The sequence below is a fragment of the Vogesella facilis genome (genome assembly GCF_042648525.1).
Classification (GTDB): Bacteria; Pseudomonadota; Gammaproteobacteria; order Burkholderiales; family Chromobacteriaceae; genus Vogesella; species Vogesella facilis.
In genome coordinates this window covers 536,888-556,595 of sequence record NZ_JBHRXN010000036.1, presented here as the reverse complement: position 1 = coordinate 556,595, position 19,708 = coordinate 536,888, and the positions used below count along the sequence as shown (strand labels likewise).

Below are 19,708 nucleotides of genomic sequence, written 5' to 3'. Positions count from 1 at the left end.
GTTAGCTGGTGTATTCCAGCTGCAGGATTTCCTGCGCGCAACGGCCCTTGCCGCGCGCCACGCGGCGGCGATAGCTGCCGTCAGACTGCATTTCCCAGGTATTGGCGTTGTCTTCCAGGTAGATCTTCAGGCCTTCCTTGATGATGCGGCGCTTGAGCTTGGCGTCCAAGATCGGCACGCAGGTCTCGATGCGGCGGAACAGGTTGCGGCCCATCCAGTCGGCGCTGGCGATGAACAGGTTCTCCGCCTTGTCGTTGTGGAAGTAGAACACGCGGGTGTGCTCCAGAAAGCGGCCGACGATGGAGCGCACAGTGATGTTCTCCGACAGCCCGTCCACCCCGGGGCGCAGCGCGCACACGCCGCGGATGATCAGCTGGATCTTCACCCCGGCCTGGCTGGCGCGGTACAGCGCGTCGATCACCTGCGGCTCCAGCAGCGCGTTCATCTTGGCGATGATGTGCGCCGGGCGGCCGGCCTGCGCATGCTGGATCTCGCGGTCGATGGCGCTCATCAGCATGTTGTTGAGGGTGAACGGCGACTGGTACAGGTGCTTGAGCTCGCCGGCGTGGCCGAGGCCGGTGATCTGCACGAACAGGTCGTTGACGTCGCTGGCGATCTCCTCGTTGGCGGTGAGCAGGCCGAAGTCGGTGTACAGCCGCGCGGTGCGCGGGTGGTAGTTGCCGGTGCCCAGGTGCACGTAGCGTTTGAGCTGGCCTTCCTCGCGGCGCACCAGCAGCAGCATCTTGGCGTGCACCTTGTAGCCGAACACGCCGAACACCACGTGGGCGCCGGCGTCTTCCAGCCGGTTGGCCCAGCTGATGTTGGCCTCTTCGTCGAAGCGCGCCATCAGTTCCACCACCACGGTCACTTCCTTGCCGGCGCGGGCGGCGGCGATCAGTGAGTCCATCAGCACCGAGTCGGTGCCGGTGCGGTACACCGTCATCTTGATGGCCAGCACGTCCGGGTCGGTGGCGGCCTCATTCAGCAGGTCGATCACCGGCTGGAAGCTCTGGAACGGGTGGTGCAGCAGGATGTCTTCCTGGCGGATGGCATCGAACAGCGGCGTCTTGCGCGCCAGCACCGCCGGCAGCGATGGCTCGAACGGGGTGAATTTCAGTTCCGGCCGTTCCACCTTGTCCGGCACCTGCATCAGCCGCACCAGGTTCACCGGGCCGTCGACGCGGAACACGTGCTCCTTGCTGAGGTTCAGCGTGGCGGTGAGGAAGTCCTCGACATGCTGCGGGCAGGTGTCGGCGATTTCCAGCCGCACCGCATCGCCGAACTGGCGCTGGCGCAGTTCGCCCTGCAGCGCGGTGCGCAGGTTTTTCACGTCCTCGTCTTCCACGTTCAGCTCGCTGTCGCGGGTGACGCGGAACTGGTAGCAGCCTTTCACCGTCATGCCGGGGAACAGCTCCTGCACGTGCGAGTGCAGGATGGAGGACAGGAACACGAAGGTGTCCGGGTTGCCGCCGCAGATCTCGGCCGGCAGCTTGATCACCCGCGGCAGGATGCGTGGCGCCTGCACGATGGCGATGCCGGATTCGCGGCCGAAGGCGTCGGTGCCTTCCAGCTCGACGATGAAGTTCAGGCTCTTGTTGAGCAGGCGCGGGAACGGATGCGACGGGTCCAGCCCGATCGGGGTGAGGATCGGCATCAGCTCGCGGAAGAAGTAGCTGCGCACCCACTCGCGGTGCTGGTGGTCCCACTCGTTGCGGCGCAGGAACACGATGTTGTGCTCGCGCAGCGCCGGCAGGATCTCCTCGCGCAGCAGCCGGTACTGCTCGCGCACCAGTTCGTGCGCCGCGCTGGCCAGCCGGCTCAGCGCCTCGCCCGGGGTGCTGCCATCGGCCAGGATGCGCTTGGGGGTCAGTACCGCGGCTTCTTTCAGCCACGCCACCCGCACTTCGTAGAACTCGTCCATATTGGACGACACGATGCACAGGAACTTGAGCCGCTCGAGCAGGGGCAGGCGTTCTTCTTCGGCCTGCGCCATCACGCGGCGGTTGAATTCGATCAGACCCAGTTCACGGTTGAGCAGATTGTCGTTTGGCGTGGTCATTTTTTATGCTGTCTAAATCGGGCGGGCGGAAAAAAAAGCCCTCTTGCGAGGGCCTGTTGCTTACTGCTGTGGCGTGAAGCCGGCCACCTGGTCGGCACCCTGGCCGAAGAAGTAGGCCTCCAGCTGGGCGGCCAGGTACTGGCGGGCGCGCTGGTCGGCCAGGCTCAGGCGGTTCTCGTTGATCAGCATGGTCTGGTAACGCAGCCAGCCTTGCCAGGCTTCCTTGGACACGTTGTCGAATACGCGCTGGCCCAGTGCGCCCGGCAGCGGCGGGAAGTCCATACCTTCAGCTTCGCGGCCGAGTTTCACACAGTTAACCATTCTTGCCATGGTGCAGTCCTTACAAAAAGTTTTGACACAGTAGAGGGCAATTGTGACACAGCGATGACAGGTCACCAACCTTGCCGCCGCGATCGCCTGTCGCCGCTCAAGCCAGCGGCTTGATGAACACCTTGGAGCGGCGGTTGTGGTTGTACAGTTCCTTGCGCGCCGCCGGCAGGTCGGCGATTTCGGCCGGCTGGAAGCCGCGCTCCATGAACCAGTGCGCGGTCTGGGTAGTGAGGATGAACAGCTTCTTCAACCCGCGCAGCTGCGCCTGTTTCTCCACGTGCCCCAGCAGCAGGTCGCCGAAGCCGCCCTTGCGCCGCTCCTGGCTGACCGCCAGGCAGGCCAGCTCCGCCATGCCCTCGTCGGGGAAGCTGAACATCGCCACGCAGCCGCAGATGCGCTCGTCGTGCTCCACCACGAAATACTGGCGGATGCTGATCTCGAAATGCTCACGGCTGCGCTTGATCAGGATGCCCTGTTCTTCCAGCGGGCGGATCAGCGCCATGATGTCGCCGACATCGTCGATGGTGGCCTCGCGCACCTTCACCAGCGCATCGCGGGCGATCATGGTGCCGGTGCCGTAGTCGGTGAACAGCTCCACCAGCAGTGCGCCGTCCTCGGCGTGGCTCACCAGATGGCTGCGGCCAACCCCTTCGCGGGTGGCGCGGATGGCGTAGGGCAGGCTGGCGTTCACCTCGTCGCTGTCGATGCCGCGCTGCTGGATGGTTTCCGCCTGCTCGGCGGAGATGGCGCTGTGCAGCACGCCGTCGGCATCGACCAGGCCGTTGCTCTGCAGCATGAAGATCAGCTTCTCCGCCTTCAGCTCGATGGCGGCCTGGCAGGCGACTTCTTCCATGGTCATGTTGAAGGCTTCGCCGGTGGGCGAGTAGCCGATCAGTGACATCAGCACCAGCTCGCCCTGGTCCAGGCGCTTGTTGATGGCGCCGGTGTCGATCTTGCGCACGCGGCCGCTGTACTGCATGTCCATGCCGTCGATCACCCCCAGCGGCTGGGCGGTGACGAAGTTGCCGCCGGCCACATGCAGGCAGGCGCCATGCATCGGCGAATTGGGCATGCCCATCGACATCACCGCTTCCAGGTCGTGGCGCATGCCGCCGACCGCGGCTTTCACCGCCTCCAGCGTGGCGGCGTCGGTGACGCGGCGGCCGTGGTGGAACTGGCGCGGCAGGTTGCGGATGCGCAGCTGCTCGTCGATCTGCGGCCGGGCGCCGTGCACCAGCACGATGCGCACGCCCAGGCTGACCAGCAGGTTGATGTCCTGTGCCAGGCCGTACAGATTGCCGCGGGCGATGCACTCGCCGTTGACGGCGATGACGAAAGTCTTGCCACGGAAGGTGTTGATGTAGGGCGCGGCCTCGCGGAAGGCCAGCACGAAATCGGGATGCAGCATGCACAGCTCCAGACAGAGGGGGCCGGAAAAAGCGCAAGGGTAGCAGGAATGCGGCGCGCACGGGGCGGCCAACGTTGGCCGCCGCCGCTCAGCGCTCCAGCCGCAGCTCGTCCGGGGTGTCGTCGTGGTCGCCGTGTGGGTGCTGCTGGTACAGCCGGCAGTACAGCTCGCGCGTCCTGGCGGCGCCGTCCGGGCATTCCAGATTGTCCAGCTGCACGGCTTCGCTGTAGCCGATCAGGCGGCAGTACGCGCGCTGCCACCAGCTGTCGGCTAGGCGGAAGCCGGCGGCGGCCAGCGCCGGCAGCAGCTGCGCCAGGCTGTGCTGCGGCAGCTCGTAATGCAGGACCAGCCGTGACAGCTGCGGCAGCGCCAGCACCTGCAGGCCGAACTGCTGGCGCAAAAAAACGGCCGCACGCTCCACCTGCTGCGTATCAGCCAGGTGCAGGGTGCGGCACTTGCGGGTGTCTGCGGCGGTCATGGTGGCGCTCCGGTCTGCGGCCAACCATGCGCCGCCAGCTTAGGACGGGTTTTTCTTCAGCAGGATCTGCTGCACCTTGAGCACATTCAAGGCCTGCTCCAGCTGGCTGTCAACCGCCTTGGCGCTGCCGTCGGCATCGCCGTTCTTGGCGACTGGCTTGGGCTGCTGCTGGGCCGGCTTGCTGCCGGTCTTGCTCGGCGCTTCGTCGCCGCCGTTCGGGTTGCTCAGGTGCTTGTCCAGATCGGCCTCGCGGATGCGGAAGCCGGCATCGCTGTTGTCCTCGGCATTGATGTCCGGGGTGATGCCCTTGGCCTGGATGGAGCGGCCGCTCGGGGTGAAGTAGCGCGCGGTGGTGAGCTTGATGCCGCCCTCGTTGGACAGCGGCAGCACCGACTGCACCGAGCCCTTGCCGAAGGTCTGGGTGCCGACGATCAGCGCGCGCTTGTGATCCTGCAGCGCGCCGGCGACGATCTCCGACGCCGAGGCCGAGCCGCCGTTCACCAGCACCACCAGCGGCACGGTTTTCAGTTCCGCCGGGCTCTTGGTGTAGTAGTCGCTGCCGCCGCGCAGATAGTATTTCGGGCTGGCATACAGGCGCATCTGGGCATCGGCCACGCGGCCTTCGGTGTACACCACCAGCGCATCCTTGGGCAGGAAGGCGGCGGACACGCCCACCGCGCCGTTGAGCAGGCCGCCCGGGTCGTCACGCAGGTCGAGGATCAGGCCGTTGAGCGGCGCCTTGTTGTCCTTGTACAGGCTGCCCAGCGCGCTGGCGAAGTTCTCCACCGTGTGCTCCTGGAACTGCGATACACGCACGTAGCCGAAGCCCGGCTCCAGCAGCCGCGATTTCACGCTGCGGGTCTGGATGGTGGCGCGGGTCAGCGTCAGCACGATGGGCTTGGTTTCGGTCTTGCGGGCGATGGTCAGCGTCACCTTGGTATTGGGCAGGCCGCGCATGCGCTTGACGGCATCGTTGATCGACAGGCCGCGTACCGGGGTGTCGTCGATCTTGACGATGAAGTCGCCGCTCTTGATGCCGGCCTTCTGCGCCGGGGTGTCCTCGATCGGCGACACCACTTTCACCAGCCCGTCCTCCATGCTGATCTCGATGCCGAGACCGACGAACTCGCCCTGGGTGCCTTCCTTGAAGTCCTTGAATTCCTTGGGATCGAAGTAGTCCGAGTGCGGGTCCAGCCCGGACAGCATGCCGCGGATGGCCTCGTTGATCAGCTTCTTGTCTTCCACCGGCTCAACGTAGTCCTGCTTGATGCGGCCGAACACCTCGGCGAAGGTGCGCAGCTCGTTCAGCGGCAGCACGCTGTCGCCCTTGTCGGCGAAAGCCTGGATGCTGAGGGTGAGCGCGCCGCCGAGCAGGGCGCCGGTGGTCAGCAGGGTCAGCTTGCGGATGCGTGTATTCATGTCGGGTTCTCGTCTGTTGCCTGCCTGCCGTCAGCGTGCCCACGAAAGCGGGTTGATCGGTCTGCCCAGGTAGCGTAATTCAAAATAAAGGCCGGTTTCGCCGCTTTCCATGCTGCCGGAGGTGCCCAGCACGTCGCCGCCGCGGATCGGGGCGCCGTTGCCGCGCACCATGGTGCCAAAGCCGGTGTACACGGTGAGATAGCCACCGCCGTGATCGACAATCATCGCATTGCCGAAGCCGCGCAGCCAATCGGCATAGACCACGGTGCCATCGGCCACCGCACGCACCGGCGTGCCGGCGGTGGTGCGGATGTAGATGCCTTTCCAGCTGTTGCCCTCGCCGCGGCGGGCGCCGAAGCGGCCGGCGATATCGCCGGACACCGGCAGCTTGAGCTTGCCCTGCAGGCTGCGGAACGCCTTGCCGGCGGCGCTGCCGTCCACCACGTCATCCACGGTTTCGACTGGAGGCGGTGATTTCGGTTCCGGCGGCGGCGCCTTGCCCTGTTTCTTGGCCTCAGCCACCTGCTGGCGGCGTTTTTCTGCGGCCAACCTGTTGGCTTCTTCGCGTGCCTTCTTGCGTTCTGCCGCCTTGCGCATGGCGTCCTGGCGGCGGCGCTCGAGGTCGGCGTTGATGCGGGCGATCAGGTTGGCCAGCTGTTTCTCGTCTTCCTTCAGCTGCAGCAGTTTGCCCTGCTGCGCCTTGATGCTGGCGTCCAGCTGGGTGGCCTGCGCCAGGCGCTGGTTCTTGGCAGCCTGCAGCTGGCGCTTCTCGCGCACCTTGTCGGCGGACAGTCGCCCCAGCCGCACCAGTTCGTCTTCCAGCCGCTCGGCCACCGCCGCCAGCTGGATTTCCTGCTCGTGCAGCTTCTCGATCTGCTGCTGCTGCGCGCGCGAGATGTGGGTGTAGTAGGTGAGGTCGCGGCCGGCCTGGTTGGGGTCGGCCTGGTTGAACATCAGCGCCATGGCATCGTGCTGACCGCGCTTGTAGCTGCCCTGCAGCAGCTTGCCCACCCGCTGCCGCGTTTCCGCCACCTTGAAGCGGATGGCCTGCAGCTCCTGCTGGTACTGCTCCAGCTGGTTGCTGGAACTGCCTTTTTTCTGTTCCAGCGCCGACAGCGCCTGATGCGTCTCTTGTAGCGCCTCTTCCGATTCGGCTATCGCGCTGGCCGCCTGCTGGCGTACCACTTCCTTCTTGGCGATGTCCTGCTGCAGGGTGGAGATTTCCTTGCGCACGGCCTGCAGATCCCGCTGCGGCGCAGCGGGGTCGGACTGGGTGTTGCCTGCTGCCAGTGCGGGGTTGGCCGCAGCGGCAAGCAGGGTGAGCAACAGCAGTTTGTTCACTGGAATTCGATCAGCGATTGGCCGGTCATCTCGGCCGGTTGCGCCAGGCCCATCATCGCCAGCAGGCTGGGAGCGATGTCGCGCAGCGCGCCACCCTGCTTGATGGCGGCGTTGCGGCCAACGTACAGGAACGGCACTTTTTCCAGCGTGTGCTGGGTATGCGCCTGGTGATGCAGTGCATCGTGCATCTGCTCGCAGTTGCCGTGGTCGGCGGTGATCAGCACTTCGCCGCCGTTGGCCAGCATGGCGTCTACGCAGCGCTGTACGCAGCCGTCCAATGTCTCCACCGCTTTCACCGCGGCGTCGAAGATGCCGGTGTGGCCGACCATGTCGCAGTTGGCGTAGTTGCAGATGATGGCGGCGTACTGCTGGCTGTTGATGGCGGCCACGATCTTGTCGGTGACTTCCGGCGCGCTCATTTCCGGCTGCAGATCGTAGGTGGCCACTTTCGGCGACGCCACCAGGATGCGGTCTTCGCCCGGGTACACCTGCTCTTCGCCACCGTTGAAGAAGTAGGTGACGTGCGGGTATTTCTCGGTCTCGGCGATGCGCAGCTGCTTCAGGCCCTTGGCGGCCAGGTATTCGCCCAGGCCGTTGCTGATCTTCTGCGGCGCGTAGGCCACCGGATTCTTGTACGCCTCGCCGTAGCTGGTCAGCGTCACGTAGGCGGCGAACTTGGGCTGGCGCGCGGCAAAGCCGTCAAACGCCGGGTCGGTCAGCGCGCTGGTGAGCTGGCGGGCGCGGTCGGCGCGGAAGTTCATGAACACCACCACGTCGCCGTCCTGCATTGGCAGCGCTTCGCCGATCACGGTGGCTTTGACGAATTCGTCGTTCTCGCCGCGTTCATAGGCGGCGGCCAGCGCGGCTTCGGGGCTGGCGGCGCTGAATTCGCCGACGCCGTCCACCAGCGCGTTGTAGGCGGTAATCACCCGTTCCCAGCGCTTGTCGCGGTCCATCGCCCAGTAGCGGCCGCAGACGGTGGCGACGCGGGCGTGCGGGCAGTCGGCCAGTACCGCGGCCAGACGTGCCAGATAGGTTTCGGCGCTACGCGGCGGGGTGTCGCGGCCGTCGAGGAAGGCGTGGATGGCGATGCGGCCAACCCCGGCGGCTTCCGCGGCGCGGATCAGCGCGAAGATGTGGTTTTCGTGGCTGTGCACGCCGCCGTCGGACATCAGGCCCATGATGTGCAGGGTGCTGTCCTGCTGCTTGGCGGTAGCGATGGCCTGCGCCAGTACCGGGTTCTGCGCGAAGCTGCCGTTCTCGATGTCGCAATCGATGCGGCTGATGTCCTGCTGTACCACACGGCCGGCGCCGATATTCAGATGCCCCACCTCGGAGTTGCCGAACTGGCCGGACGGCAGGCCGACCGAGCCTTCGGAGGCATCGATCACACCGTAGGCGTAGCGGGTTTTTAGGGCGTCGATATTGGGGGTGTTGGCGGCCAGGATGGCGTTGTCGTCGCCGTCCAGGCGATGGCCGAAACCGTCAAGAATCAGCAGAAGAACCGGCTTTACCGTACTCATGTCTTTTCCGTGCGTGCAATGTCGTGGGTGGGGCAGCGTGCAGGTGCTGGTAGGCCCCGCAGAGGCGCAAGCACGGCATAGTAGCAGGCCGCGCCGTCGGGGGGCGAGTGCCTGCCGGCACCCGAAGGCTGTAGCGGCGATGGTATTGGATCGCGACGTGGCTGTCAGGTGCGGCGCGGCAGGGTGTTGGTAGCCCGCCCGTTACGGGCTTAGCGGCCCTGCTTGCGGCGGATGTACAGCGTCTTGTGCACCCGTGCCACCACCTCGCCGTGGCGGTCGGTGATGTCCACCGTCAGCTGCGGCAGGTGCTTGCTGCCGTCGGCGGTGGCGGCGCGCGCCTGTTCCAGCCAGTCGGGGTCGATGTGGAAGCGCGCGGTGACGGTGCCGCGCCCCGGCTTGAGGTAGTCGATGCTGCCGGCCTTGTCCCACACGATGTAATCCTTGCCCAGGTTCTGCAGTGTCATCAGCATGAAGAAAGGGTCGGTCATCGAGTACAGGCTGCCGCCGTAGTGCACGCCGACGTAGTTGCGGTTGGTCAGCCCCAGGCGCAGGCGCACTTCCACCTGTCGCCAGTCCGGGCTGATGCGGCCAACCCGGATGCCGGCGCCGAGGAACGGCGGCCACAGATTGAAGATGGTTTTGGCGAGACGATGGTGCATTGCGGTGGTGTAAAACGGTTGTTTGAATGCCTTGCATCGTCGGGAAAACCTCCCGCCGCGTCAAGCCCTTGCCGCGCTCAGACCACGCTGCTGGCGGCCAGCACGCCGCCCAGCGTGGCGAGTATCGCGCCGATCACACGATTGAGCTGCTGCTGCCGTTGCAATAGCTGCGCGCGCAGGCTGGCGCTGGACAGGCACAGCGCCACCAGCGCGAACCACAGCAGGTGGGCCGCCGCCATGAACAGGCCGTAAGCCGCCTGCTGCCACAGCGGCGTGCCGGGGCTGACCAGCTGGCTGAAGGTGCTGACTACGAACAGCGTGGTCTTCGGGTTGAGTGCATTGCACAAGAGGCCGCTGCGCAGCGCCTGCCAGCCGCTGTGGCAGGGTTTGGCCGCCGCGGCGCTGTGCGCCGGCAGCGGCGGGCTGCGGAAAGTCTGGATGCCGATGTAGACCAGGTACGCCGCGCCCAGCCACTTGAGCAGGTTCAGCCACAGCGGCGAGGCGGCCAGCAGCAGGCCGACGCCCAGCAGGGTGTACAGCACATGCAGCAGCACCCCCAGCGCGATGCCCAGCGCTGCCAGCAGGCCGGCGCGGCGGCCATGCAGCAGGCTGTAGCGGGTGATCATGGCGAAATCGGCGCCCGGGCTGATGACGGCAAGAATGGTGATGGTGGCGACGGCCAGCAGTTCCAGCATGGTGTGTTCTCCTAATCGATGATCGTGGCTCACGCATTGCCGGCTGCCATGCGGCAGGGGCTTGCGGCTGGTAGCCATTTTCTGCATTGTCGCCGGCAAGGAAAAACGATGATTGCGAACACCGATGCGTGAAGAAAACTCACTGATGTTGCGTGGCCTGCCCAGCCTGAACAGCCTGCGGGTGTTCGAGGCGGCGGCGCGCTGGCAGAGCTTTGTCCGCGCGGCGGACGAGTTGTGCGTCACCCACGGCGCAGTCAGCCGCCAGGTGCGCCAGCTGGAGCAGTACCTGGGAGTGGAACTGTTCGAACGGCGCAACCGCGCGGTGTTCTTGACCCAGGCCGGCCAGCTGCTGCTGTCCGGCTGCAGCGAGGCGCTGGCCACCCTGGCCACCACGCTGGCCGCGGTGCGGGTGCAGCCGGCGCTGCGGCCGCTGGTGTTGTCCTGCGAGCCGACACTGGCCATGCGCTGGCTGATTCCGCGCCTGCCGCGCTGGCAGCAACGGGCGCCGGAGCTGCCGCTGCACCTGTTGGCCGCCGGCGGGGCGGTGGATTTCGCCCGCGCCGGGGTGGATGTCGCCCTGCGGCGCAACGATTTTGCCTGGGGCAGCGACTGCCACGCCGAAACGGTGGCGCCGGAGCTGATGGCGGCGGTGTGCGCCGTGGGGGCGAGCCCGGAGCAGGGCGCGCTGTTGCACAGCCTGAGCCGGCCGCAGGCCTGGCCGCGCTGGCAGGCCCTGGGCATGCCGCTGCCGCCATGCGCGGCACAGCAGCGCTTCGAGCATTTCTATCTCAGCCTGCAGGCGGCGCAGGCCGGCGTCGGCTATGCGCAGGCGTCGCTGTATATGGTGGCGGACGAATTGTGCGCTGGCCGGCTGGTGGCGCCGTACGGCGCGCTGGCCGATGGTTCGCACTATGTGCTGCTCTGCGCCAGCGGGCGACAGCAGGAGCCGGCGCTACAGCGTCTGCTGGCCTGGCTGCGCGAGGAGATGCAGCTCAGCCGCGAACAGCTGCAAGGCGTGGCCGGGCTGGCGCTGCCGGCGGGCTGAGCGGCGGCTGCGGCCAACCTTTCAGAACGGCAGCTGGCTCTGGGTGCCGTGTTCCAGTTCCACCCGTGCCCGTGCGCTGCCCTCGGCCAGCTGCAGGCGGATGGCCTCGCCCTCGTGCAGCTCGGTGGGCGAGTGGATCACCTTGCCGGCCGCGTTCTGCACGATGGCGTAACCGCGCGCCAGCACCGCCTGCGGGTTCATCGCCAGCAGGGTGGCTTCCAGCCGGCCCAGCGCCAGCTGCTGTTGCGCCAGCTGGCGATGCACCGCGCCCTGCAGCTGCTGCTGGCGTTGCTGCAGTGCCTGCTGCAGCCGCGGTAGCGCCGGTTTGCCCTGCACCAGCTGGTAGCGCAGCGAGTCCAGCCGCCATTGCCGCTGCCGCAGCATGTGTTGCAGCCGCTGCTGCAGTTGCTGCCGGTACTGCACCAGCCGGCTCTGCTGCTGTTGCAGCTGCTCGCCCGGGTGCTGCAGGCGGCGCCCCAGGTAGTCCAGCTGCTGCGCCTTGTCGGTGAGCAGCCGCGCCAGCGCGCGTTCCAGTTGGCGGCGGGTGAGGTCCAGCTGCTGCTGCAGCGCCTCGCGGCTGGGCGACACCATCTCCGCCGCCGCGGTGGGGGTGGGTGCGCGGCGGTCGGCGACGAAGTCGGCAATGGTGAAGTCGGTTTCATGGCCGACGCCGCTGACCACCGGCAACTTGCTGGCGGCAATGGCGCGTGCCACCGCCTCGTCGTTGAACGCCCACAGGTCTTCGATGCTGCCGCCGCCGCGGCAGACGAGCAGCACGTCGACCTCGGCGCGCAGGTTGGCCGCATTGATGGCGGCCACGATCTGTGCCGGTGCGCTACTGCCCTGCACCTGGCTGGGGTAGAGGATCACCTCGATGCCGGGCATGCGCCGGCGCAGGGTGGTGACCACGTCGCGCAGCGCCGCCGCCGCCGGCGAGGTGACGATGCCGACGCGGCGCGGGTTGGCCGGCAGCGGCTGCTTGCGTTGATTGTCGAACAATCCTTCGGCCTCGAGCTTGGCCTTCAGGCGGGCGAACGCCTCGTACAGCCGGCCCAGCCCGGCGGCGCGCAGGGTGTCGACGTTGATCTGGTAGTCGCCGCGCGCCTCGTACAGGGTGACGGTGCCGCGCAGCTCCACCTGCATGCCCTCGCTGAGGCGAAAATCCAGTTGCGACAACTTGTTACGGAACATCACGCAGCGGATCTGCGCGCTGCCGTCCTTCAGCGAAAAGTAGCCGTGGCCGGAGGCGGCCAGCGTGAGGTTGGAAATCTCGCCGCCGATCCACATCGGCGGCAGGCCGGATTCCAGCAGGTCGCGCGCCATGCGGTTGAGGGTGGCGACCGAAATGACATCGTTTTGGTTGGTGGGGAAAAACATGCTTGTCAAGTCATCCACAGCGGGTTGTGAGCGGGGGCGGGCGGTGATTGCATATCATGGATGTCATGCGATATATGCATAAATAAAATCAAAAACCTTTATAAACAATGGTTTAGCTTGGTGGTGCATTTTGTGGGCAGCGGGGTGGCAGGCTTGTGGCAGCTGGTTTTTTTAGCATTGGCCGCTATTGATCCACAGAGTTGTCCACAGCTTTTGTGGATGAAAGGCAAAAGCCCTGCAAAAATCGATACTTAGCCCGGGAACTTAAATAGCATTCAAGAAGCATGATGCGGCAGCCAAGCGTGTTGCGCCGATGCAGCCTACCCGATAAAGTTTAGCGCTTGCCCAATGAAGGGAGAATCCCCATCGTGTTGTCTATCATCGAGGCCGCCGGCTGGCCGATCTGGACCATTATCCTCGCCTCTGTCATCTCCCTCACCATCACCCTGGAACGCTTTTACAGCCTGCGGGCGCCGCTGGTGGTGCCCAAAGGCCTGCTGGCGCAGACCTTGCAGGAATTCCGCCGCAGCGGCGCCTCGCGCGACGCCATCGTGGAACTGCAACGCCATTCGCCGCTGGGCCGCCTGTTTGCCGCCGGCCTGCGCCAGGTGGGCAGCTCGCGCGAAGTGATGAAGGAGGCCATCGAAGACGAGGGCCGCATCGTGGTGCACCAGCTGGGCCGCTACCTCACCACGCTGGGCACCATCGCCGCCATGTCGCCGCTGCTGGGCCTGCTGGGCACCGTGATCGGCATGATCGAAATCTTCGGCTCGCAATCGCCGGCCGGCACCGACCCGCGCGTGCTGGCGCACGGCATCTCGGTGGCGCTGTACAACACCGCCATGGGTCTGGTGGTGGCGATCCCCAGCATGATGTTCTACCGCTACTTCCGCGCCCGGGTGGATGACTTCCTGGTGGAAATGGAAGCGCAGGCGGTGCGGTTGGTGGAAGCGATTCACGGCGACCGCCGCGGAGACTGAGCATGAATTTTCGCCGCCACGGCCAACGTGAAGAGCCGGAAATCAATTTCATCCCGCTGATCGACCTGCTGCTGGTGATCCTGATCTTCCTGATGGTCACCACCACTTACTCGCATTTCTCCGAGCTGCAGGTGAACCTGCCGCAGGCGGAGGGCAAGACGGACGAACCGAAGAACAGCCCGCTGCGGGTGGAGGTGAGCCAGCGCGGCGAGTACCGCGTCAACGGCCAGCCGCCGGCCGCCGCCACGGTCAGCGCGCTGAGCGAGCTGCTGAAGGCGCAGGCCGCCGGCAAGACGCAGCCGGTGGTGATCATCAATGCCGACGCCCAGGCCACCCACCAGGCGGTGGTGACGGTGATGGAGGCGGCGCGTTATGCCGGCCTGGCGCAGCTGACCTTCGCCACCCAGATGGGGCCGAAGTGAATCGGCTGGAACAACACTGGTACCAGCCACGCTGGTGGATGACAGCCCTTCTGGCCCTGCCCGAAGGGCTGTTTGCCCTGTTGGCCGCCGCGCGCCGCCTGCTGTTCCGCTACGGCCTCAAGCGCAGCCGCGCGCTGCCGGTGCCGGTAGTGGTGATCGGCAATATCAATGTCGGCGGCGTCGGCAAGACGCCGCTGACGCTGGCGTTGCTACAGGCGTTTGCCACCCGCGGCGTGAAGGTGGGGGTGATCAGCCGCGGTTACGGCGGCAGCCACCGCCAGCCCACCGAGGTTGGCCGCGACACGCCGGCCAGCCTGGTGGGTGACGAGCCGCTGTTGCTGGCCGCCGCCGGCGCGCCGGTGGTGGTGGGGCGCGACCGGGTGGCGGCCGGGCAATTGCTGCTGGCGCGGCATCCGAAAGTCGAATTGCTGCTCAGCGACGACGGGCTGCAACATTACGCCTTGCGGCGCACGCTGGAGATCGTGGTGATCGACGGCGAGCGCGGGCTGGGCAACGGTCACCTGCTGCCGGCCGGGCCGCTGCGCGAACCGGCGTCGCGGCTGGCCAGCGTGGATGCCGTGGTGGTCAACGGCGAGCAGCGCACGGCAATAGACTGGCCGCCGCGGCTGCCATTGTTCCGCCAACGCCTGCTGCCGGGCAGCTTCCAGCATCTGGTCGGCAGCCAGCCGCCGCGCCAGGCGGCCGACTTTGCCGGCCTGAAAGTGGTGGCGCTGGCCGGCATCGGCAACCCGCAGCGCTTCTTCGATACCCTGCGTGGTCTGGGCTTGGTGTTGCAGCGCACGATCAGCTTTCCGGACCACCACGACTTTGTAGCGACGGACATTCCAGACGATGCCGATGCGGTGATCGTGACCAGCAAGGACGCGGTGAAGTTGCAGTGCGTCAATCATGCTAGACTATGGTTCCTGCCGGTTACGGCACAGCTGCAGCCTGATCTGGCCGGCTGGATTTTGTCCCGATTGAAAGAACTCCATGGACGCTAAATTTCTCGAGATTCTGGTTTGCCCACTGTGCAAAGGCCCGCTGCTGCTGGACAAGGCCAAGCAGGAACTGATCTGCAAGGGCGACCGCCTGGCCTTCCCGCTGCGCGACGGCATCCCGATGATGCTGGAAAGCGAAGCGCGCGAACTGGCGCCCGAGGAAGAGGTGCAATGACCGGCTTCCTGGTGGTGATTCCGGCGCGGCTGTCTTCCAGCCGGCTGCCGGAAAAACCGCTGGCCGACATCGGCGGCAAGCCGATGGTGGTGCGCGTGGCCGAGCGCGCGCGCCTGTCTGCGGCCAAGCGTGTGGTGGTGGCTACCGACCATCCGCGCATCCTGGCCGTATGCGAACAGTACGGCGTGGAAGCGGTGCTGACCCGCGCCGACCACCCCAGCGGCACCGACCGTCTGGCCGAGGTAGCCAGCCTGCTGGCACTGCCGGACGATGCCGTGGTGGTGAACGTGCAGGGCGACGAGCCGCTGATCGAACCGGCGCTGATCGACCGCCTGGCCGCCTTGCTGGGCGAGAGCCGCGCGCCGATGGCGACCCTGGCCCACGATATCCACAGCGCCGCCGACATGTTCAACCCGAACGTGGTCAAGGTGGTGCTGGATAAACAGGGGCATGCGCTGTACTTCAGCCGTGCGCCCATCCCCTTCGCGCGCGATGCCTTTGCCACCAGCAAAGAATCGTTGCCGGCCGGTTTGCCGGTATATCGCCACATCGGCATGTACGCCTACCGCGCCAGCCTGCTGCATACCTACAGCCAGCTGGCCCCCGCCCCCCTGGAGCAGTTCGAGGCGCTGGAACAGCTGCGCATGCTGTGGCATGGCCATGCCATTGCCGTGGAATGCGTCGCCGATGCGCCCGCTGCCGGCGTGGACACCCCGGAAGACCTGGAACGGGTGCGCGCCGTGGTGGCCGGATACACCGCATAACACAACAATTAACTGAATGGGAGTAAACGATGAAGCTGATTCTGTTGGGCGCTCCGGGCGCTGGTAAAGGCACCCAGGCCAACTACATCAAGGAAAAGTTCGGCATTCCGCAGATTTCCACCGGCGACATGCTGCGTGCCGCGGTGAAGGCCGGCACCCCGCTGGGCCTGGAAGCCAAGGCGATCATGGATGCCGGCGGCCTGGTGCGTGACGACATCATCATCGGCCTGGTGAAAGAGCGCATCGCCGAGGCCGATTGCGCCAACGGCTTCCTGTTCGACGGCTTCCCGCGCACCATTCCGCAGGCCGAGGCCATGAAAGAGGCCGGCGTGGACATCGACTACGTGGTGGAAATCGACGTACCGGACGCCACCATCATCGACCGCATGTCCGGCCGCCGCGTGCACGTGGCTTCCGGTCGTACCTACCACGTGAAATACAACCCGCCGAAAGCGGAAGGCGTGGACGACGTGAGCGGCGAGCCGCTGGTGCAGCGTGACGACGACAAGGCCGAAACCGTGAAGAAGCGCCTGGACGTGTACCACGAGCAGACCGAAGTGCTGGTCGGCTTCTACTCGCAGATGGCGGCTTCCGGCGACAGCAAGGCACCGCAATACGTGAAAGTGAACGGCGTGCAGGCGGTGGAAACCGTGCGCGACCAGGTGTTTGCCGCGCTGGGTGCCTGATGCCCTGATGGCGAGCAACAGAAAAGGCGGGGGCAACCCCGCCTTTTTTCATGCCTGCGGCCAACCTTGCGCCGCGTCGGCAGCGTCAGCGCACTAGCCGTGTTGCAGCGGCCCCAGCAGCAGTGGCGGCAGCTTGTGCTGCTGGATCAGCCGCTGCAGCGCTTCCACCACCTTGGGGTCGAACTGGGTACCGGCGCGGCCGGCGATGTAGTCCATCACCTGTTGTAGCGGCCACGGCTGCTTGTACGGCCGCTTGTGCAGCAGCGCGTCGAACACGTCCACTACCGCCACGATGCGCGCCGACAAGGGAATCGTCTGCCCCAGCAGCTGATGCGGGTAGCCGCTGCCGTCGAAATACTCGTGGTGGCCGCCGGCGATTTCCGCCCCCATCGACAGATAGCTGGCGCCTTCCACCATCGCGCTGGCCTTGGACAGGATGCTGGCGCCGATGCCGGCATGCTGTTCCATGATGATGCGTTCGTCCGGGTCCAGCTTGCCCGGCTTGAACAGGATGTGATCCGGGGTGGCCACCTTGCCCACGTCGTGCAGGATACTGGCCATGCCGATCATGTCCATGAACGCCGGCGTCAGCACCGCCGGATACTCGCCCATCGCCAGCAGCTCGCCGGCGATGGCATCGCTCAGCTGTTGCACTCGCAGCACGTGCTCGCCGGTGTCGCTGTCGCGGAATTCCGCCAGGTCGGCCAGCGCCACCACGGTGGCCTCCTGCGATTTCAGCAGCTGGGTGTACAGGTACAGGTTGTCGTAGGCGGAGGAAATGCGCTGGCAGAACACCTCCAGCAGGTTGCGCTCCACGTCCTCCAGCGGCCACGGCGGCGAGAAATGCACCACGAACTCGCGGCCGTTCTGCGAGGCGATGTACAGCACGTCCACCGGGTGGCGGAACAGGCTGTGCTTGCACTGCAGCGTCTCGATGATGGCGGCGTGCAATTCGGGGTAGAGCGGCGCCATCTCCTCGGCTGAGCGGCCCAGCAGCGGCTCGAAGGCGCCGGTGGCGGCCAGCACTTCCAGCAGGGGGCGGTTGTGGTCCTGCTGGTGGGTGTTTTCCATGCACAGCACACCGTCGGTGCCGATGTCGAGGATGGCGCTGATCTGCTTGAGCACGCCGGAGGCGAACTCCTTCAGCGAGCGCAGCTGGTACAGGTCGGCGGCGCCTTCTAGGATCTTGGCCAGCCCCTGGCGGTTTTTCTCGATGGCCACCAGGTTTTCATAGGCGCGCAGCGAGGCGATCACGGTGGTGAACAGCTTCTGCACCGTCAGCTCGGTCTTGGTCTTGTAGTCATTGATGTCGTAGTCGAGGATGACTTCCTGCTCCGGCGCCTGCCCCGGTTGCCCGGTGCGCAGCACGATGCGCGCCAGGTGGTTGCCCAGCTCGTCGCGGATGCGGCGCACCAGCAGCAGGCCGGCGTTATCGGTTTCCATCACTACGTCCAGCAGGATCAGCGCCACGTCGTCGTGCTGGCGCAGCATGTCGTAGCCCTCGCGCGCGCTGTAGGCGCTCAGCAGCTGCAGCGGCCGCTCCTTGTACTGCATATCCTTGATCGCCAGCCGCGTGGCGCTGTGCACGTCCTTCTCGTCGTCGATGATCAGGATCTTCCACGGCTTGCGGGCCGGGCATGCCTCTTCCGCCTGGTCGGCCTCGTCGTCCAGCAGCCAGTCGTCGTTATTGTTGTCAATGCTGCTCATGATTGCTCCTCATGCTTGGGTTCCGGGGCGTTGCAGGGCAGTACCAGGGTAAATCGGGTCCCCTTTCCCGGGGTACTGTCTACATTGATCACGCCGCCCAGACGTTTGAACACGATGTTGAACACGATATGCAGGCCAAGGCCGCTGCCGCCGCTACCGCGCCGGGTGGTGAAAAACGGTTCGAAAATGCGGCCCATGTTTTCCGCCGCGATGCCCTTGCCATCGTCACTCACCACCAGCCGCACCTGGCTGTCGCCCTGCCGGCTGGCGCGCAGGGCGATGGTGCCTTCCTGCTCTTCATCATAGGCATGCAGCAGCGCGTTCATGACCAGGTTGGTAATCACCTGCGACAGCGCGCCGGGGTAGCTGTCCATCTGCAGCTGCGGCGGGCAGTCGATCAGCACCTGCAGCTGGCTGCGGCGCAGCTTGGGGCGCAGGCTGGTGATGATTTCGTTCAGGTAGTCGCTGAGGTCGAAGGCGCGGCGCGCCTCACTGGTCTGGTCCACCGCCACCTGCTTGAAGCTGTGGATCAGGTTGGCCGCACGTTCGGCGTTGGACAGGATCAGGTCGGTGGATTCCTGCGCATTGAGCAGGTAGTCCTGCAGGTCGCTCTTGCGGATCTGGCCGCCGCTGAACTGCTGGTTGATCTGCGCCGTGGTCAGCGACAGGTGCGAGGCGGCGGTGAGGGTGATGCCCACCGGGGTGTTGATCTCGTGCGCCACGCCGGCCACCAGCGAGCCCAGCGACGCCAGCTTCTCGGTCTTGATCAGCGTGTCCTGGGTGTCCAGCAGCTGGCGGTAGGCCGACTCGGCGCGCTCCTTCTCCGCCAGCGCGGTGGTTTCCGCCTGGCGGCGCAGCCCCAGCTCGTTGCTGATCTTGCGGATGATGGCGTTGACGCCGTAGACCAGCTCGGCGAATTCGCTGAAGCGCGCTTCCGGCAGCTGCGGGTTGTCGCTGCCCTCCAGCGCCGCGGCCCGTTGCAGCGCCTGTTGCAGCTGCTTGAGCGGGGCGAACACATAGCTGCGCAGCAGCAGGGTGAGGATGACGGACAGCATCACGGCAATCAGCAGCGCCTGCATGCCCTGGTGCAGCAGCTCGCGCTCCAGCCGTTCCATGATGCGCGCCCGCGACAGATACACCTTCACCGTGCCCAGGTTGTCGCGCTGCTGGTAGATCACCGGCAGCGCCAGCAGCTCGTCGCTGGCCGGCGCGACATTGCGGCCCAGGTACACCGGCTCGCCGCTGCTGTTGCGCTGGCGGCCCAGGTACAGCCCGGCATCGCCCTCCACCCGCAGGGCCACCACGGCCGGGGATTTCAGCTCGGCATCCAGCGTCAGGCGGATGAACTCGTCGTCCAGCTGCCACACGCCGTGCGGCAGCGACAGCGACAGCCGTTGCTTCAGGCCTTCCTTCTGCGCCGCATAGTCGCGTTCCTCGCTGGCCAGCGTGGTCTGATAGGACACATAGCCGGTGGTGCCCAATACCAGCAGCAGCACCAGCACAATCCAGATGATCAGTCGCGTCTTGATACTACGCATTGCGGGCTTCCAGGCAGCGCAGACGGCCTTATATTAAGCCATCTACCTGGGCATCATGGCTAAATTCTGCCGCGCCCGGCGCGCCGTGCAGCGTCGCCGCC

19 protein-coding genes are annotated in these 19,708 nt (G+C 66.0%); 7 read left to right on the top strand and 12 right to left on the bottom strand.

All coding sequences use genetic code 11. The features are described 5' to 3' along the window. Nucleotide 1: 1 nt before the first annotated feature. The 9 genes from ppk1 to ACFOLG_RS17955 all read right to left on the bottom strand — a co-directional run bounded on the left by ppk1 (nucleotide 2) and on the right by ACFOLG_RS17955 (nucleotide 9,912). The gene (gene ppk1 / locus ACFOLG_RS17995; RefSeq protein WP_386094728.1) at nucleotides 2-2,059 is read right to left on the bottom strand and encodes a polyphosphate kinase 1; all 2,058 of its coding nucleotides are present in this window, start codon (nucleotides 2,057-2,059) and stop codon (nucleotides 2-4) included. Nucleotides 2,060-2,119: 60 nt separating this feature from the next. Then, nucleotides 2,120-2,389, bottom strand: coding sequence for an oxidative damage protection protein (locus ACFOLG_RS17990; RefSeq protein WP_386094725.1), 270 nt, complete (start codon nucleotides 2,387-2,389; stop codon nucleotides 2,120-2,122). A 97-nt stretch (nucleotides 2,390-2,486) separates the two neighbouring features. Continuing rightward, on the bottom strand, nucleotides 2,487-3,797 hold the full coding sequence (argA, locus tag ACFOLG_RS17985) for an amino-acid N-acetyltransferase (RefSeq protein WP_386094723.1): 1,311 nt from the start codon (nucleotides 3,795-3,797) through the stop codon (nucleotides 2,487-2,489). Nucleotides 3,798-3,885: 88 nt separating this feature from the next. After that, nucleotides 3,886-4,275, bottom strand: a complete 390-nt coding sequence (locus ACFOLG_RS17980; protein ID WP_386094720.1) for a hypothetical protein — start codon at nucleotides 4,273-4,275, stop codon at nucleotides 3,886-3,888. A 39-nt stretch (nucleotides 4,276-4,314) separates the two neighbouring features. Beyond that, nucleotides 4,315-5,694 carry a S41 family peptidase gene (locus ACFOLG_RS17975; RefSeq protein WP_386094718.1) on the bottom strand — a complete coding sequence of 460 codons (1,380 nt, stop codon included), beginning with the start codon at nucleotides 5,692-5,694 and terminating at the stop codon, nucleotides 4,315-4,317. Between the two features lie 30 nt (nucleotides 5,695-5,724). Beyond that, nucleotides 5,725-7,035: a murein hydrolase activator EnvC family protein gene (locus tag ACFOLG_RS17970; protein WP_386094715.1), complete on the bottom strand. Its 1,311-nt coding sequence runs from the start codon at nucleotides 7,033-7,035 to the stop codon at nucleotides 5,725-5,727. After that, complete coding sequence (gpmI, locus tag ACFOLG_RS17965) at nucleotides 7,032-8,558, bottom strand: 2,3-bisphosphoglycerate-independent phosphoglycerate mutase (protein ID WP_386094712.1); 1,527 nt, start codon at nucleotides 8,556-8,558, stop codon at nucleotides 7,032-7,034. The genes ACFOLG_RS17970 and gpmI overlap by 4 nt, the downstream gene beginning before the upstream one ends. A gap of 209 nt (nucleotides 8,559-8,767) precedes the next feature. Further along, nucleotides 8,768-9,217, bottom strand: a complete 450-nt coding sequence (locus tag ACFOLG_RS17960; protein WP_386094709.1) for a DUF4442 domain-containing protein — start codon at nucleotides 9,215-9,217, stop codon at nucleotides 8,768-8,770. Between the two features lie 77 nt (nucleotides 9,218-9,294). After that, a complete protein-coding gene (locus ACFOLG_RS17955) occupies nucleotides 9,295-9,912 on the bottom strand; it encodes a LysE family translocator (RefSeq protein ID WP_386094706.1) in 618 nt (205 codons plus the stop codon). A 124-nt stretch (nucleotides 9,913-10,036) separates the two neighbouring features. Here ACFOLG_RS17955 and ACFOLG_RS17950 point away from each other — a divergent pair, with 124 nt between their 5' ends. Then, nucleotides 10,037-10,957: a LysR family transcriptional regulator gene (locus ACFOLG_RS17950; RefSeq protein ID WP_386094703.1), complete on the top strand. Its 921-nt coding sequence runs from the start codon at nucleotides 10,037-10,039 to the stop codon at nucleotides 10,955-10,957. A 21-nt stretch (nucleotides 10,958-10,978) separates the two neighbouring features. On the opposite strand, the gene xseA is transcribed toward ACFOLG_RS17950, so the two are convergent. After that, entirely contained in the window at nucleotides 10,979-12,334 is a 1,356-nt protein-coding gene (gene xseA, locus ACFOLG_RS17945; protein WP_386094700.1) for an exodeoxyribonuclease VII large subunit, read from the bottom strand. A gap of 368 nt (nucleotides 12,335-12,702) precedes the next feature. On the opposite strand from xseA, the gene ACFOLG_RS17940 reads away from it, so the two are divergent. From ACFOLG_RS17940 to adk, 6 genes are read left to right on the top strand one after another with little or no spacing between them, the layout of a single operon-like run. Beyond that, the gene (locus ACFOLG_RS17940; protein ID WP_386094697.1) at nucleotides 12,703-13,314 is read left to right on the top strand and encodes a MotA/TolQ/ExbB proton channel family protein; all 612 of its coding nucleotides are present in this window, start codon (nucleotides 12,703-12,705) and stop codon (nucleotides 13,312-13,314) included. A 2-nt stretch (nucleotides 13,315-13,316) separates the two neighbouring features. Next, on the top strand, nucleotides 13,317-13,736 hold the full coding sequence (locus ACFOLG_RS17935) for an ExbD/TolR family protein (RefSeq protein WP_386094694.1): 420 nt from the start codon (nucleotides 13,317-13,319) through the stop codon (nucleotides 13,734-13,736). Between the two features lie 38 nt (nucleotides 13,737-13,774). Next, the gene (gene lpxK, locus ACFOLG_RS17930; RefSeq protein ID WP_386094691.1) at nucleotides 13,775-14,740 is read left to right on the top strand and encodes a tetraacyldisaccharide 4'-kinase; all 966 of its coding nucleotides are present in this window, start codon (nucleotides 13,775-13,777) and stop codon (nucleotides 14,738-14,740) included. Then, nucleotides 14,730-14,912, top strand: a complete 183-nt coding sequence (locus ACFOLG_RS17925) for a Trm112 family protein (protein ID WP_386094688.1) — start codon at nucleotides 14,730-14,732, stop codon at nucleotides 14,910-14,912. Before lpxK ends, ACFOLG_RS17925 begins: the two co-directional genes overlap by 11 nt. Further along, a complete protein-coding gene (kdsB, locus tag ACFOLG_RS17920) occupies nucleotides 14,909-15,676 on the top strand; it encodes a 3-deoxy-manno-octulosonate cytidylyltransferase (protein ID WP_386094685.1) in 768 nt (255 codons plus the stop codon). The genes ACFOLG_RS17925 and kdsB overlap by 4 nt, the downstream gene beginning before the upstream one ends. Before the next feature lie 29 nt (nucleotides 15,677-15,705). Beyond that, nucleotides 15,706-16,362 carry an adenylate kinase gene (adk, locus tag ACFOLG_RS17915; RefSeq protein WP_386094682.1) on the top strand — a complete coding sequence of 219 codons (657 nt, stop codon included), beginning with the start codon at nucleotides 15,706-15,708 and terminating at the stop codon, nucleotides 16,360-16,362. Nucleotides 16,363-16,455: 93 nt separating this feature from the next. On the opposite strand, the gene ACFOLG_RS17910 is transcribed toward adk, so the two are convergent. Together ACFOLG_RS17910 and ACFOLG_RS17905 are read right to left on the bottom strand one after the other, a co-directional pair. Beyond that, nucleotides 16,456-18,069 carry a DUF3369 domain-containing protein gene (locus ACFOLG_RS17910; protein ID WP_386094679.1) on the bottom strand — a complete coding sequence of 538 codons (1,614 nt, stop codon included), beginning with the start codon at nucleotides 18,067-18,069 and terminating at the stop codon, nucleotides 16,456-16,458. Next, a complete protein-coding gene (locus ACFOLG_RS17905) occupies nucleotides 18,066-19,607 on the bottom strand; it encodes a sensor histidine kinase (protein WP_386094676.1) in 1,542 nt (513 codons plus the stop codon). Before ACFOLG_RS17905 ends, ACFOLG_RS17910 begins: the two co-directional genes overlap by 4 nt. Nucleotides 19,608-19,708 lie beyond the last annotated feature (101 nt).

Excerpts from the sequence above, each read along its gene's own strand:
- kdsB (WP_386094685.1), top strand. The coding sequence starts at position 14,909 with ATGACCGGCTTCCTGGTGGTGATTCCGGCGCGGCTGTCTTCCAGCCGG.
- adk (WP_386094682.1), top strand. The coding sequence starts at position 15,706 with ATGAAGCTGATTCTGTTGGGCGCTCCGGGCGCTGGTAAAGGCACCCAG.
- ACFOLG_RS17950 (WP_386094703.1), top strand. The coding sequence starts at position 10,037 with ATGCGTGAAGAAAACTCACTGATGTTGCGTGGCCTGCCCAGCCTGAAC.
- ACFOLG_RS17955 (WP_386094706.1), bottom strand. The coding sequence starts at position 9,912 with ATGCTGGAACTGCTGGCCGTCGCCACCATCACCATTCTTGCCGTCATC.
- ACFOLG_RS17960 (WP_386094709.1), bottom strand. The coding sequence starts at position 9,217 with ATGCACCATCGTCTCGCCAAAACCATCTTCAATCTGTGGCCGCCGTTC.
- argA (WP_386094723.1), bottom strand. The coding sequence starts at position 3,797 with ATGCTGCATCCCGATTTCGTGCTGGCCTTCCGCGAGGCCGCGCCCTAC.
- ACFOLG_RS17975 (WP_386094718.1), bottom strand. The coding sequence starts at position 5,694 with ATGAATACACGCATCCGCAAGCTGACCCTGCTGACCACCGGCGCCCTG.
- lpxK (WP_386094691.1), top strand. The coding sequence starts at position 13,775 with ATGACAGCCCTTCTGGCCCTGCCCGAAGGGCTGTTTGCCCTGTTGGCC.
- ACFOLG_RS17935 (WP_386094694.1), top strand. The coding sequence starts at position 13,317 with ATGAATTTTCGCCGCCACGGCCAACGTGAAGAGCCGGAAATCAATTTC.
- xseA (WP_386094700.1), bottom strand. The coding sequence starts at position 12,334 with ATGTTTTTCCCCACCAACCAAAACGATGTCATTTCGGTCGCCACCCTC.
- ACFOLG_RS17925 (WP_386094688.1), top strand. The coding sequence starts at position 14,730 with ATGGACGCTAAATTTCTCGAGATTCTGGTTTGCCCACTGTGCAAAGGC.
- ACFOLG_RS17905 (WP_386094676.1), bottom strand. The coding sequence starts at position 19,607 with ATGCGTAGTATCAAGACGCGACTGATCATCTGGATTGTGCTGGTGCTG.
- ppk1 (WP_386094728.1), bottom strand. The coding sequence starts at position 2,059 with ATGACCACGCCAAACGACAATCTGCTCAACCGTGAACTGGGTCTGATC.
- ACFOLG_RS17910 (WP_386094679.1), bottom strand. The coding sequence starts at position 18,069 with ATGAGCAGCATTGACAACAATAACGACGACTGGCTGCTGGACGACGAG.
- gpmI (WP_386094712.1), bottom strand. The coding sequence starts at position 8,558 with ATGAGTACGGTAAAGCCGGTTCTTCTGCTGATTCTTGACGGTTTCGGC.
- ACFOLG_RS17980 (WP_386094720.1), bottom strand. The coding sequence starts at position 4,275 with ATGACCGCCGCAGACACCCGCAAGTGCCGCACCCTGCACCTGGCTGAT.
- ACFOLG_RS17990 (WP_386094725.1), bottom strand. The coding sequence starts at position 2,389 with ATGGCAAGAATGGTTAACTGTGTGAAACTCGGCCGCGAAGCTGAAGGT.